Origin of the sequence: Streptococcus sp. CF8_St5-11 (genome assembly GCF_024295625.1) — a bacterium.
Lineage (GTDB): Bacteria > Bacillota > Bacilli > Lactobacillales > Streptococcaceae > Streptococcus.
In genome coordinates this window covers 743834-759061 of record NZ_JANCOJ010000001.1, presented here as the reverse complement: position 1 = coordinate 759061, position 15228 = coordinate 743834, and the positions used below count along the sequence as shown (strand labels likewise).

Here is a 15228-nt window from a genome sequence, read left to right as displayed (position 1 = left end):
TCAACTCCGTCTGGAGTTGGATTTTTATTTTCTCGTGTGCAAACTGTTCGGATGTTTCATAAAAAATGATACAATTAAAGCTATACAAAAGGAGTAGGGAATGAAGAAAATACTACGAAAAGAAACCATTGCAGCTATGAAACAGTTGCCAGAATCCGTAAAAACTCAAGCAGATGAAGAGCTGACTCAGCGCCTCTTGGAGCTACCAGCTTTTCAGGAGGCAAAGACCCTTGCGACCTATCTGTCTTTTGGCCATGAAGTTTCCACAGCTGGCTTGATCCAAGCAGCTCTTCAACTTGGAAAACGCGTCTGTGTTCCCCGTACCTATCCACAAGGGCGAATGGAATTTGTGGAATACGATCCTAATATTTTGGAAAAGACACGCTTTGGTTTGCTGGAGCCCAATGAAAAAGGAAAGCTTGTGGATCAGTCAGAGATTGATCTGATCCATGTACCAGGCGTGGTCTTCCAGTCAAAAGGCTACCGAATTGGCTATGGTGGTGGCTATTATGATCGTTATTTGGAAGATTTTACTGGAAAAACGGTTAGTACGATTTATTCCATCCAGCAAGGGGATTTCCAGCCAGATACTTTTGATCAGGCAGTTCAGGAGGTGCTAGTCTATGAAGTTACTCTTTGATCGTCGTTATCCTGTGACCAGCCTCTTGTTGCTCGTCACAACGGCAGTCTTTCTTTCCATGTTTATCCGATTTGGAGGCGACTACCAAACAGGTGCTGCTATTTACTATAGCGGTGGTATTATTGGAGAGGTTGTGAAAGTCGATCCTAGCCAGTTATGGCGAGTAGTGACAGCTACATTTGTTCATATCGGCCTAGAACATTTTGTGCTCAATATGATCACCCTCTATTACTTAGGACGTTTGGCAGAAGATCTCTTTGGATCGAAGGCTTTCTTAGCTCTTTATCTCTTATCAGGCATGATGGGTAATGTCTTTGTAGCTATTTTTACGCCAGATGTGATTGCAGCAGGAGCTTCTACAGCCCTCTTTGGACTGTTTGGGACTATTGGTGCTTTGCGCTTTATTGTCCAAAGTCCCTATATTCGCCATTTGAGTCAGTCCTATACCAGCTTGATTGTGGTCAATTTGATCTTTAGCTTCATGCCAGGGATCAGTATGGCGGGGCACATCGGTGGCTTAGTAGCTGGGGTCATGTTGGCTTATGTCTTTCCAGTAAGAGGGGAAGCTCGCTTTATGAACCGAACCTATCAGATTAGTGCAGCTCTATCTTATCTCTTGCTTTTGCTTTATTTCTTAGGTAAAATCTTGAATCTATTTTAAGAAGAGGCTAGGACAAAAGTCCTAGCCTCTTAATTGTTTTTGGATTGTCGAGCAAGACGCAGTGGTTGAGTGGGCTCTACTACGCTGATTTCATCAGCTTTTACAGCCCTACTCAACTGTGCGGAGGTGGGACGACGAAATCGAATTCTAACGAATTACCGATTTCTGTCCCACTCTCTTTTTTTCCTAAAAAATGTAGTGCAATCGTAAACTAACAGAAAATTGTTTGAAATGCAAAGAATTGTATATATTTATCATAATATACTTGCAGGAGCCGAGTGAACCCACTATTGGTAGGTCCATAGAGAAGGTAATCATGGGTAAAAAGGTATAAAAATGCAAAATAGAAAGCGCTTGCAAAAGGGTTTAGAAAGGTGTAAACTGGAGGTATAAAAATCAAAAATAGTGCTATTTTGTCAAAAGTAGTGCAAAAACAAAGGAGATTTGCCATGAAAAAATGGTTGTTAAAACTCTCGTTGGTAGCGATGACACTCTTACTCCTACCGATTCAAGCTGTTCAAGCCTGTTGCGGTTTTATCATTGGTCGCCAATTGACCAAGGATGGGACCACTCTCTTTGGTCGGACAGAAGACTACCCTTACTATCCAAATGGTGGAAAGCACAACAAAAACTTTGTAGTTGTTGATGCGAAGAACTATAAGGAAGGGGATCAACTGGAAGACGAATCTAATGGTTTTACCTATCCACATGCTGCCAGTGAAATGAAATACACAGCGACTTATGACTCTGCTCGTGGAGATGGTAGTAACGGTGCCTTTGGTGAACACGGATTTAACGAAGCCGGCGTCTCTATGACCTCAACTGTTACAGCAATTCCAAACAAAAAAGTCTTGAAGACTGACCCATTGACAGAAAAGGGAATTCCAGAAGCTGCTATGTTGGACGTGGTTTTACCACGCGTTAAGTCTGCTCGTGAAGGGGTTGAATTCCTAGCTAAAGTCATTGAAGAAAAAGGATCAGCAGAAGGGAATGTTGTCGTTTTTGCAGACCAAAAAGAAACTTGGTATATGGAAATTCTTTCTGGTCACCAATATGTAGCGGTAAAAGTCCCAGAAGACAAATATGCAGTCTTTGCAAATACCTACTACCTTGGTCATGTGGATTTGAATGACAAGGAAAATGTGATCGCTTCGAAAGATGTCGAAAAAGTAGCCAAAGAATCTGGTAACTACAAGACAGACAAAGATGGTAACTTCCATATCGCTAAATCTTATGGACCAGAAAAATATGCTGAAGGAGACCGTTCACGTACTTACGCAGGAATCACTCTTTTGGATCCAAAATCAAAAGTGACTTATGAAGATGATGAATACGAACTCTTCCGCTCACCAACAGATCCAAACAAGAAATTTACTTTGGAAGATGCCTTTGCTCTCCAACGCAACCGTTTTGAACATTTGAATGGTCGGTTTGTTCCAGACGATCAAATTGGTGTCAAGAAACAAGGGGATAATGGTAGCAATGATGCTGTTCGTAAAGACCAATACAAGTATGCTTTAGGAAACGAAAACGTTATCGATGCCCATGTCTACCAAATTAATCCAAACCTTCCAAAATCATTTGGTGGTACGTTATGGCTTGGTATGGGACCATCTCGGAACACTCCTTATGTTCCATTCTATGGTAATCTAAAAGATACTTACGAAGCCTTCAAACCTCAAACAGCAACTTATGATCCAAATTCATGGTATTGGACAGTATGGCACATTGACCAGATGGCCATCAATAACCAAGATGTCTTTGGAAAATCAGTCCAAGATCACTGGAAAGCTCTTGAAAAACAATTGATCATCGAACAAGAAGCTAGTGATGCGAAATATAAAGCTTTGAAAGATAATCCGGAAGCTGCTAAAGCAGTAGAAGACGAAGTTACAGCAAATGCTCTTGCGCTATCTAAAAAACTATTTGAACACTTCAAATCTTATGAAGCAGATATGCATGCACATTTGATTGAGCTAGGTCGTAAGGATGATCCATATCGTGCCTCTAAGCCAGATGATTACAAAGATCCAGAACCTGAAAAACCAGTTCAACCTGAAAAACCGGTTCAACCTGAGAAACCAGTAGAACCTGAAAAACCAGTTCAACCTGAGAAACCAGTAGAACCTGAAAAACCGGTTCAACCTGAAAAACCAGTAGAACCTGAAAAACCGGTTCAACCTGAGAAACCAGTTCAACCTGAAAAACCAGTACAGCCAGAAAAAACTCAGCCAATTCAAACCAAAGTCAATGAAGAAGGCAATCCAAATAACCGCTTCGGTTATGCAGCTACAAAAGATAAAGAATCTTATGTTTCTACTAAAGTTGAAACATTTGTGAAACCAGAAGCAAAAGCTCAAGATCCATCCGAAGCAGTTTCAGCTGGTAATGGCGGCAATGAGAACAATCGTTTTGGTTCATCTTTTGCGAAAGCAACTGTTGAAACTTTCCCAAATACAAATTATTCTTACAATGTTCATCCTTAAACAATAAGAATAAAAAGTAAATTGGACCAAGTCCAATGAAACGAAAGAGGCCGGATTTTTATCCAGCCTCTTTTTTATAAAAAAAGACTGACCATTGTAAGGCAGTAAAGCTCTTACATGATATGGCCAGTCTCTTTTGTATTCTTTTGATTTATGAATGATTAGTCTGAAGTTTGTTCAGTTGCTTCTAATTTTTTTCCAAGGTCGATAATATATTGTTTAAGATCATCTTTGACTTGAGGGTGTTTCAAGGCATAGTCGATCGAAGTTTTCATGAAGCCGAATTTATCACCCACATCGTAGCGTTGGCCTTTAAATTCACGGGCAAAGACTCGTTGGGTCTTATTGAGGGTATCGATTGCATCTGTCAATTGAATTTCATTGCCAGCACCTGGTTCTTGATTTGCAAGAATATCAAAGATTTCAGGAGTCAAGAGGTAGCGTCCGATAATAGCGAGATCACTTGGAGCGTCCTCTGGGTTTGGTTTTTCGACAAACGTTTCAACGCTATAAAGACCGTTAATACCTTCTCCTTGAGGTGCGATCACACCATAAGAAGAAACCTCTTCGTGAGGGACTTCCATCACAGCGATAGTGGACGCATGGGTTTCATCGTAGTCGTTCATCAATTGTTTGGTCAATGGCAAGGCATCATCATTAGTGATGTCCATCAGGTCATCTCCCAACATAACGACAAAAGGCTCGTTTCCAACAAAGGCTTTTGCCTGAAGAACAGCGTCCCCTAAACCTCGAGGGTGACTTTGGCGGATGAAATGAAGATTGATCGCTGTTGTATCATTGACCAACTTGAGTAAGTCAGTCTTGCCTTTTTGCTCGAGATTGTATTCCAATTCGAAGTTAGAATCGAAATGGTCTTCGATCGAACGTTTGGCCTTCCCTGTTACGACAAGGATTTCCTCGATCCCAGATTTCAGAGCCTCTTCTACGATGAATTGGATCGTCGGTTTGTCAACGATTGGCAACATTTCCTTTGCCAAAGCTTTGGTAGCTGGGAGGAAGCGCGTCCCCAAACCAGCCGCAGGAATGACTGCTTTTCTAACTTTAGTCATATAGTTTCCTTTCTAAAAGGTAGGATTGATGTTAGGGTGGTTGACTTATTTCCACTCATTTTCTTCTTTAAATTCATTGCTCATCATGTGGTGGATGGCTTCGCGGATATCTTTCCCTTCATAAATGACTTGGTAAATGGCTTGTGTAATCGGCATGTAGACATCCAGTTCTTGGGCCAGCTCGTGGGCGACTTTGGTCGTAGAGATCCCTTCAATGATCATGCCCATGTTGGCTTCGATATCTTCCAATTTTTCGCCACGTCCGAGAGCATCCCCAGCTCGCCAGTTGCGAGAGTGGACAGAAGTTCCGGTAACGATCAAGTCACCGACCCCAGACAAACCACTATAAGTCAATGGGCTAGCTCCGAGCTTAACGCCAAGTCGCGTGATTTCAGCGAGACCGCGCGTGATGATGGCTGCTTTGGCATTGTCACCATAACCAAGACCGTGCAGGGCCCCAGCTCCGACCGCGATGATATTTTTCAAGGCTCCAGCAGTTTCCACTCCGATAACATCTGTATTGGTATAGAGGCGGAAGTAGTAATTGCTAAAGAGTTCCTGAACATAGCGTGCCGCTTCTAAATCTTTTGAGGCTGCTGTAATAAGGGTGATGTCCCGTACGATGGTCTCCTCTGCATGACTCGGTCCAGAAACGACCACTACTTCACTGCGAAGAGAAGCAGGAATTTCTTCTTCAAGGATTTGAGAAATCCGATCGTGTGTACCAGGTTCTAGCCCTTTAGAAGCGTGCATGACTGTGACAGGGTGATCCAGTGTTTCAGCGACTTGTTTAGCGACCAAGCGGGTCACCTTGGTAGGAACGACAAAAAGGATAGCATCCACACCGTCCAAAGCTGCTTTCAGATCGGTCGTAGCAGTAATCTCTTCGCTAATAACGATGTCTTTAAAATAGCGTTGATTGGTATGAGCGGTATTGATTTCATCGATTTGTTCTTGGATATTTCCCCAGAGACGGACTTCATGGCCGTTATCATTGAGGACTTGTGAAAGGGCTGTTCCCCATGAACCAGGACCCAATACTGCAACGGTTTGTTTTTCCATTGTATCTTCCATTTCTATGTCTATTTTTTCAACAAGGCTAGGAATCTAGCGCTTGCACCTTCGAAACGGCCTAATGTGTGCCTTGAAGGACGATTCTATTTTCCTCTCTATTTTAACATAATATAGGTAAAAAAACTTGTATGATCATCAATTGTTTTGTGAGGAAGGTGAGGGTGATAAATAAAATCTATCACGGTTTTAAAAAATACATATTAGACACTATCACTAATGGGTGGTAAGATAAGTAGTAGTTAAAATGAAGGAGGAATGAATATGTGCAGAACAATTGTTGGAGTATCCGCTAATCTCTGTCCGGTTGACCCGGAAGGGAAAAACCTTCATTCCTCCGTGTCTAGTCAATTTGCGGAAGGGATCCGTCAAGCAGGTGGACTTCCAATGGTCATCCCGATGGGAGATCCTTCCTTAGTTAAGGATTATGTTGAAACGATTGACAAGTTGATCCTAAGTGGAGGTCAAAATGTCGATCCTAGTCTCTATGGCGAAGAAAAAACCATCGAAAGCGATGATTACAATATCGAACGCGATCAATTTGAGCTTGCCCTACTGAAGGAAGCAGTTCGCCAAAACAAACCGGTTCTAGGAATCTGCCGCGGGGTTCAGTTGATCAATGTAGCTTTTGGAGGAACACTCAATCAAGAGATTGAAGGGCATTGGCAAGGTCTTCCATTTGGGACTTCCCATTCTATCGAGACTAAAAAAGGTAGTGTGGTGGAGCAACTCTTTGGTCAGGCCAGTCGGATCAATTCCGTTCACCGTCAAAGTATCAAGGATCTTGCACCAAATTTCCGTGCGACCGCCTTTGATCCGCGCGATCACACCATCGAAGCGATTGAAGCAGTAGACGGCCATCGGATTATGGGCTTGCAATGGCATCCAGAATATTTGGTCAATGAAGAAAAAGGGAATTTAGAACTCTTCCGTTATTTATTACAGGAATTATAAGAAAAAGAGAGGTTGAATTGGTATCAGCCTCTCTTTTGGTATGGTTATTACTATCTAGAAATAGTAAGGGTTTTGTGCTAGAATAGGAACTACAATTGGGAGGTATTGATAGAAATGAAACTTGCTAAGACAATGAACCTTGCTAAGACAATGAACCTTAACTATTTATGGTTGCTTCTAGGTTCTTATTTTGTGGCCATGATGGTCAATCTATTGAGTTTTTCAACAAAGGAATTATTTCTAGAACTTGGTAAAGTAGGATGGACCCATACGGTCCTTGCTTTGTTCATTAGTTATCCTATTCTTTGGTTTTTGACGGAGAGCAAGAAGTATATCTGCATACAAAAATTGAATCTTTGGTTCGCGGCAGGTATCCTATTTATTTCTATTTTGAAAAGTCCGAGTCTCTTTATGTCATTGGGCCTAGTGTTGCTCTCACTGGTCTTGTTTCTATATTTTTATTTAGGAAAAGAAAAAATCGCTTATATCTTCTTAGCGGTAGATGTCTTGTCTTTTCCGAAATTGTTGCTACAAACCAGTGCCAATCTTCAAGATAAGGAACTGGGAATCTTTACGTTTACGATTTCTGAATCGAAGTTGCCTACGTTGATTTGGCCAGTATTAGTAGCCGTTATCGTTGCCGTCCTGATCGGTTTTCTTCTCTCCAAGATTTCTTTGGCTAAAGTTAATGAAACCTGGGTTCGAAGACTCACAGTGGTGACAATTATAGGTGGTATTTTCTATGTGCTCTATCTATCGATTGTTGCCTATTATAAGATTAAAGCCAATGCGGTCTCTTCTTTTGATATTGGAATCTTTTCACAGATGTTTGAGAGAATGAGACATGATTTTTCGCAAGTTACCACCCTCGAAAGAGATAGGGCATTATCACATTTTGGAGTCCATATTTCTCCTATTTATTATTTGATCTTGCCCTTCTATATGCTATTTCCTTATGTGGAAACGTTAGATATCGCTCAAACAGTGATTGTATTTTCAGCAGTTATCCCGCTTTGTTTGATTCTAAAGAAAATACAATTGCCAAAAGTCATGACGCCGCTCGTGCTTGCCCTCTTTTTTGTGACTCCGGTCATGACAACGAGTGGTGGATTCCATTTGCATGAAAATTGTTTTTTGCCTCCATTGATACTTTGGTTGTTCTACAGCCTGATTTCTCAGTGGCGTGGAAGAACTATCTTGTTCACCTTGTTGCTCCTTTTTGTGAAAGAGGATGCCTTTGTCTACGTGCTGTCCTTAGGACTTTATTTTGCGTTTCAACATCGTTTTATCTTCGAGGCCAAGTTTAAAAAGTGGTTGTATCTCAGCCTGTTTGCCTTACCGATACTTTATTTTGCATTTGCCATGTTCCTCTTAGCAAGATATGGCGAGGGAGCTATGGTTTCTCGATACAATAATCTATTATTAAGTGGCGAAAACGGCCTCCTGATGGTTGTGAAAAATGTAGTCCTAAATCCGCTTTATGTTTTGGGAAGTTTATTTACAGCGAAACGACTTGGTTACCTCTTTTTGGTCCTATTTCCTTTTAGCTTTTTACCACTGATTCAGCGACGTTGGTCTACCTATTTTCTGATGTTGCCTCTTTTTCTCATTAATTTATTGATGGATTGGCCTTACCAATATGATATTGGTTTTCAGTATAGCTATGGTTCGGTCACGCTTCTATTTTTGATGGCTTTATTGTCTATCGATCAATTAAGCAAGAACCAGTCGGCATCAGATAATGTATTGGTGGCTCTACTAGCTTCTTCCATCATTTTTTCAAGCGCCATTCTATATAGTTTCACGCATAATTGGAGTTTTGAAATCCAATACTATCAAACACGCAAAGACTATTTTGATGGGCTCGAAAAGACCCTGCAGGCTGTCCCTAAAGATAAAGCGGTCTTAGCAGCAGGTGGCTATACGCCGAGTCTTCGCAGCCATGAAAAATTGTATGATATTTTCTACCATAATGACAAAAAGCTTGATTCTAAGATTGACATAGTGGTAGTTCCAAGGGAAATGCAAGAGGAAAAAAATGGCTATTCTGAAACAGCCACTCTAAACCTCTATAAAGAATCAGGGTATAAAGAGAGCAACTTATCTACAAAAGATGTGCTGATTCTGGAAAAATAACTGTTTGAAAGAGGGAGGTTTATTTAGAAAAAAATTCACAAGCTAAATAGACCTTAAATATACAAAAGATGGATTTTTTGTTCAATAATCTTGACTTTCTCACTATGTTTTGCTATATTATATGCGTTGATTTATAAAAAATCAGCCTAGAAAGGGAGAAAAAATGAAAAAGTTAGCAGTTTATTTGTCAATAGTTTGTTCGCTATTGATTGTGTCATTGACACTTTTTTCTAAAACTGTACAGGCGGAAACGTCTAAAAAAGTCGATGTCATCACGGAGATCAAGATCCAAAATAGCAAAGGTGAAGAATTAGCAACCGGTCTAGGTCGTTATGACACTTTCCGTCTGAATGCAAAATTTGCTTTAGAAGGAAAAAATGTTAAAGCAGGGGATACAACTGAAGTCACTATCGATGGACCAATCGATATCAAGTCTCAGGATTTTGAAATCAACGATACAATCACTGGTAAAAAGATTGCCGATGCAAAAGTTGATGCAAAAACTGGTAAGATTGTCTTGACATTCACAGATTTCGCTCAAACGAAAAATGACGTTTCAGGTTCATTCTTCTTCTACGCTGGTGTTAACAAAGATAAATTCCCAAATGATGGTGAAGTTCCTGTTAAGGTTTCTGTTAACGGTAATGTAAAATTCAACGGTAAAGTAACAAGTACAACAGTTGGTGAAGGTAAACGTTACACAATCATCAAATCTGGTTGGGATAATGGAGATCACAAAAACCTTGGATTCCGTATCTCTGTAAACAGAACTAACGAAGCAATCAACAATGCAGTCCTTTCAGATTCAATAACATCAGCAGGGGTTACCTACAAAAAGGATAGTTTCAAAATCTTCAAAGGTACTTGGGAATACGCTAATGGAAAATGGACTCTTAACAATAAACAAGACGTTACGGCTAACTATACTGTAAACGCAACAGATAAGTCATTCTCTATTGATTTTGGTAATATTTCTGTTAACGATCACTTTGCAGTAGAATATGAAGCAGTTGCTAACTATGAAACTGTTGACGGCGAACAAATTAAGAATACAGCGACTATCGCAGGTGATAACAAAGAGGAGTACCCTTCAAATAGTAAAGTAAACATCCAAATCGCTGGTGGTGAAGGTGTCGGTTACGAATTTAGCATTCAAGTGAAAAAAGTAGACGAAAACGGTGCTCCACTTAAAGGTGCGAAATTCCAAGTTATCCGTGCAACTAACCAAGATATCATTGGTGAGTTTGAGTCAGATGCTAATGGTGAATTCACTGTTAAGAACATCTTGCGTGACAAATACATCATTAAAGAAGTTAAAGCTCCAGAAGGTTATGAGTTGGCAGCTGATACTGTAGTTGAAGCTGGTGAATTCAAAACACCAAAATCTCCTGTAGCTAAGAATATTGTAGACCAAAAAACAACTACAACTACAACAACTACAACAACCACCACGACTACAACAACCACAACAACTACTGCAGAACCAACAACCACCACCACGACTACTGCAGAACCAACGACAACGACAACAACTACTGCAGAGCCAACAACAACAACGACGACTACTGCAGAGCCAACGACAACCACAACGACGACTACTGCAGAGCCAACGACAACCACAACGACTACTGCAGAGCCAACGACAACCACAACGACTACTGCAGAGCCGACGACTACTACAACTACGACAACAGAAGAGCCGACGACTACTACAACTACGACAACAGAAGAGCCGACGACTACTACAACCACGACAACAGAAGAGCCGACGACTACTTCAACTACGACAACAGAAGAGCCGACGACTACTACAACCACAACAACAGAAGAGCCGACGACTACTTCAACTACGACAACAGAAGAGCCGACGACTACTACAACTACGACAACAGAAGAGCCGACGACTACTTCAACCACAACAACTGCAGAGCCAACGACAACAACAACGACTACTGCAGAACCAACGCCAACGACAACAACAACGACAACTCCAGAGAAACCGGTGACTCCAGGAAATGAAGAATCAACAACGACGACCACGACTGGACAACCAGGACCAAAAGGTGGAAACAATGGAGGAGGGCGTAAAGCGCTTCTTCCTAATACAGGTGAAGTTGCAGCAACTGGATTTGTATTCTCAGGAGCCTTTGTGTTAGCAGGTGCAGTCGTATTGAAACGAAAATTGTCTATTAAATAAGCAATGAGTTTCTATATAAGGGGAGAGCATGAGCTCTCTCTTTTTTGGGAATGTATTATGGAGAAAAAGGGATGAAATTATCAATCTTAATAACCCTCTTGAATGAGGAGCTGGTACTTCCTCAAACCCATCGTGAAATTTCTAATCAGCTTGAGCAAATGTTAGGGAAAGAGCTCTCTGATTATGAAATCCTCTACATCGATGATGGAAGTAGTGACAAGACCTTTGAGTTAATTGAAGAATTTGCAAGAGAAAACGACCGCATCAAATATATCCGTTTCAGTCGAAATTTTGGACGAGAGAGTGGTATCTTGGCTGGTTTTAAATATGCCAGTGGGGATGCGGTGATGGTCATGGACGGGGATCTCCAGCATCCACCATACTTGATTCCCTCATTCTTAGAAGCTTATAATGAGGGCTATGATATTGTTAGTGGCCAACGAACTCGTGAAGGAGAATCTTTTGTAGGAAGTTCCTTTGCACGCTTGTTTTACTTCTTGTCAAATCGCTCCATGGATGTGCACCTAACAGACGGGAAATCTGAATTAAGACTGCTTAGCCGAAAAGCCATGGAAGCCTTTGTGTCAATGCCAGAGTATAATCGCTTTAATAAAGGTTTGTATGAATGGATTGGTTTTAAAGAGAAAGTAATTCCTTATAAGAATGAAACCCGTAAGGCTGGAAAGAGCAAATTTGGTTTTAAGAAATCTTTGAATTATGCGATTCAAGGAATTATTTCTTTTAATGATCGTCCTCTCCGTGTTTGTATTCAATTCGGTTTCATCTGTTTAGGGCTGGCTCTTTTATATCTAGTTTTTGAGTTGATGAAATATATCTTCGCTGCTGGGAATTATGTGAGTGGTTATTTCACAACGATTGCGGCTATTATATTATTTAGCGGAGTGCAACTCATCTTCATCGGAATTCTTGGAGAGTATATTGGCAAGATCTATTATGAAGTGAAGCGTCGTCCTCATTTCATCATTGAAGAGACCAATATCGAACAAGCGAAGAAAAATCATATCGGCTAAAGAAGATAGGAGAAAACATGTTAATCTGGTTCATGCGTTGGCAAGAGTTTTGGAAAAAACATCCAAAGAAAATTCTCTATGCTGCAAGTGCCCTGCTCCCAATGACCATCATGCTCATTGTGTGGGCTTTTATAGGGATGTATCCTTTTGGAAGCAAGAGTCTGATGGCTGTTGACTTTGGACAGCAATATATCAGTTTCTTTGGCTTGCTAAAAAATGCCATCTTGACGGGGGATCTATCTAGTTTGAGTTATTCTTTCACCAAGTCTCTTGGTGGAGATATGATCGGTGTGCTCGGCTACTATTTAATGAGTCCCTTCAACATCATCTACATTCTAGCTCCCCTCAAATATTTTGGGGCAGCAGTATTTTTAACCATTTGGCTCCGCTACGGGGCAATCGGTCTATCCTTTGCTTTCCTTTTAATCAAGCGCTACAAAGGATTAGAATCTAGAAAATGGTTGGTTCCATTATTCTCGACGGCCTATGCCTTGTCAGGGATGTTGGTTTCCTATCAGATGAACGTCATCTTCTATGATGCCATGATCATGCTGCCAATTGTGATTGTGTATTTGGAAGAACTATTAGATGGGAAATCTCCTTATCGCTATGCTTTTGCTTTAGGATTGACGGTCTTGCTTCAGTTTTACATGGGCTATATGATCTCCATTTTCATCGCTCTGTACGCCTGCTACTATGTATCGCCAAGATTGCTGATTGAAGGTGATCTAAAGGCAAAGATTAAAAACTTTAGTATCCCTTTGTTGCAAGCAGTGATCTATTCGATTATTGGGATTGCGACAGCCTCAGTCTTGCTCTTGCCTGTATTTTTCAACCTGATTGAAAGTAAGGGGCAAGTTGGTGGAGGCATGACCTTCTCATTTGCCTTCCAAATTAACCCTTTGGATATTCTTTCTAAGTTGGTTGTTGGTGGCTTTGATACAACATCAGGATGGTCAGCGGGTCCCAACCTTCCCAATATTTATATTGGAGCGCTTGGCTTTCTTGGATTTATCTTTTATTTCCTATCGCAAAAAGTTGGAAAAGCCAAAAAATGGGCTGCAGGGATTGTTACCCTCATTTTCCTGATTTCCTTTGTCAATGAATTTGTCAGTAAGATATGGCATATGGGACAAAACCCAGCCGGTTTCTTCTTCCGTTTTTCTTGGCTGTTTTCATTCTTTATGCTAGTCCTAGCTTATCAAGCGATGAAGCAGAAGATCGTTATTTCCAAACGAACCAACTGTATCATCGGCTTGGGCTTGCTCTTGTCGGTAGTTTATCTCTATTTCCATCAGTATAGTTTTATCTCAAAGACTCAACCGCAAGCGATCAGTCGTTTCCTCTCTAAGTTCTCTATTCTAAGTGTTCTGGGAATAGCAGCGGTGACCTGCTTCATCTTCTATGCGTATTGGGAAAAATCTCAGAAGAGCCAATTGGAAAAAATGATTCGAATGGCTCTAGCAGCGGTCATCTTAGTGCTAGCTGCTGTCTTATTAAAGACAGGCTATCTCTTGTCGCAAGTGGGGATTACAGCGATGCTCTACCTGAGCATTCTCTTTATCCTAAACTTTAAGATCTCACGCTTATCCATGATTGTCGTATCAGTGCTGACAATCTTTGAGTTTGGCTATAATGCGTACTTGTCCCAAGTAACATTTGGGTATGATGATGTGCACAAGTTTGCAGATGCGACTGTTTCGGTCAAGCGCGTGACAGACAGTATCCAAGAAAATGCAGATCAAAAATTCTATCGGATTGCCACAGATTTTGCCTATTCCAGAACGGTTCCTTCCTTGGTGTCCTATCCGGGTCTAAGTACCTTTAGCTCAAGTTTGGAACGTAGCACCATGGATCAGTTTGCTTTCATGGGAGATCTTGGCGTCAATGCGGCGACCCAATATTCAAACGGAACACCTTTGACAGATGCTTTATATGGTGTTCGTTACTTTATGAGTGCTAAGGACTTTGATCCTAAAGAGATTGAAGCCCATCCAGATAAGATGTACTTTTATCGATTTACAGACCGCTTTGATCTGCATCGCTATTTCACAGACAAGGTTTATGAGGACAATCGTTATGTCGTCTATAAGAATCCAAATTCCTTCCCACTTGCATACGGGACGAACAGTCTGGTAAGGAATATTCAATTTGGTGCCAATAATGCCTTTGCTAACCAGAATATTATTTTGAATTCCATGGAGGGGCATCAAAAGGCCAATAATGATACCGTTGAGTACTTTAAACCCTTGGCGTTCAGCTCGATCGAGACAGAAAATGTGATCGAAGAAAAGGTTAATAAGGAAACGGGAGAAGCCATCTATAAGAGAGCGGATTCGTCAAAAGATGCCATTATTCGTTATAAGGTCACTCCACGTACCAATTACACCTATTATTTCTTTACTCCTGTATCTTTGATCCAAAACCAAGATTACTCGGTTTTACTCAATAATAAATGGTTGCTCAATGCTAAAATTTTTACGCAGAGACAAATTTGGCAGTTGACAGATCAAACTGAAAACCAAGAAACCGTTATTGAATTTAGATTTAGAACAGATCACATTGATATGAGCAATGCAGGTGTTTATCGTGCCGACGTTGATCAGATTCAACAGGTATTAGAAAACCGGAAGAAACAAGGTTTACAAGTAACCAAGTTTTCAAATACCCATATTGTTGGTGATGTGTCTATCACAGATGATAGTAACTATATGATGACTTCCATTCCATACAGCGATGGCTGGAAAGTGAAAGTGGATGGGAAGTTTGTCAAAACCGAAAAAGCATGGAATGCATTCTTATCGTTCCCAATCTCAAAGGGAAATCATAAGGTTGAATTCGTCTTTAGACAAAAAGGAGTGATCCTAGGTGCCTTGCTATCCATTGTTTCCGTTGCTTACTTAGTCATTCAAATGAGAAGAAGTAGAAGTGATGAAGGACAATAGGATTTAAGAAAATCAAAAACAGTTATCCACACAAAAA

Annotated in this window: 10 protein-coding genes; 8 read left to right on the top strand and 2 right to left on the bottom strand. The window is 40.8% G+C overall.

From position 1 onward, the window contains the following. The first annotated feature begins 100 nt into the window (after positions 1-100). The 3 genes from NMM13_RS03380 (at position 101) to NMM13_RS03370 (ending at position 3787) form a co-directional block, all read left to right on the top strand. Positions 101-640, top strand: a complete 540-nt coding sequence (locus NMM13_RS03380; protein ID WP_195529720.1) for a 5-formyltetrahydrofolate cyclo-ligase — start codon at positions 101-103, stop codon at positions 638-640. Then, positions 624-1301 (top strand): rhomboid family intramembrane serine protease, encoded by a 678-nt coding sequence (locus NMM13_RS03375; RefSeq protein ID WP_195529719.1) that lies wholly within the window; start codon positions 624-626, stop codon positions 1299-1301. Before NMM13_RS03380 ends, NMM13_RS03375 begins: the two co-directional genes overlap by 17 nt. 449 nt (positions 1302-1750) lie before the next feature. Further along, a complete protein-coding gene (locus NMM13_RS03370; protein ID WP_254728606.1) occupies positions 1751-3787 on the top strand; it encodes a C69 family dipeptidase in 2037 nt (678 codons plus the stop codon). A 161-nt stretch (positions 3788-3948) separates the two neighbouring features. On the opposite strand, the gene galU is transcribed toward NMM13_RS03370, so the two are convergent. Both galU and NMM13_RS03360 read right to left on the bottom strand, forming a co-directional pair. After that, positions 3949-4857 (bottom strand): UTP--glucose-1-phosphate uridylyltransferase GalU, encoded by a 909-nt coding sequence (gene galU, locus NMM13_RS03365; RefSeq protein WP_118396341.1) that lies wholly within the window; start codon positions 4855-4857, stop codon positions 3949-3951. Positions 4858-4902: 45 nt separating this feature from the next. Beyond that, positions 4903-5919, bottom strand: a complete 1017-nt coding sequence (locus NMM13_RS03360; protein ID WP_254728604.1) for an NAD(P)H-dependent glycerol-3-phosphate dehydrogenase — start codon at positions 5917-5919, stop codon at positions 4903-4905. A gap of 273 nt (positions 5920-6192) precedes the next feature. Here NMM13_RS03360 and NMM13_RS03355 point away from each other — a divergent pair, with 273 nt between their 5' ends. The 5 genes from NMM13_RS03355 to NMM13_RS03335 all read left to right on the top strand — a co-directional run bounded on the left by NMM13_RS03355 (position 6193) and on the right by NMM13_RS03335 (position 15191). Then, the gene (locus tag NMM13_RS03355; RefSeq protein WP_003002057.1) at positions 6193-6882 is read left to right on the top strand and encodes a gamma-glutamyl-gamma-aminobutyrate hydrolase family protein; all 690 of its coding nucleotides are present in this window, start codon (positions 6193-6195) and stop codon (positions 6880-6882) included. Positions 6883-6996: 114 nt separating this feature from the next. Then, positions 6997-9018, top strand: coding sequence for a DUF2079 domain-containing protein (locus tag NMM13_RS03350; protein WP_254728600.1), 2022 nt, complete (start codon positions 6997-6999; stop codon positions 9016-9018). Positions 9019-9181: 163 nt separating this feature from the next. Continuing rightward, entirely contained in the window at positions 9182-11215 is a 2034-nt protein-coding gene (locus NMM13_RS03345) for an Ig-like domain-containing protein (protein WP_254734692.1), read from the top strand. 71 nt (positions 11216-11286) lie between these two features. Further along, entirely contained in the window at positions 11287-12246 is a 960-nt protein-coding gene (locus tag NMM13_RS03340; RefSeq protein ID WP_254728753.1) for a glycosyltransferase family 2 protein, read from the top strand. Between the two features lie 17 nt (positions 12247-12263). Next, complete coding sequence (locus tag NMM13_RS03335) at positions 12264-15191, top strand: YfhO family protein (RefSeq protein WP_254728751.1); 2928 nt, start codon at positions 12264-12266, stop codon at positions 15189-15191. Positions 15192-15228: the final 37 nt, after the last annotated feature.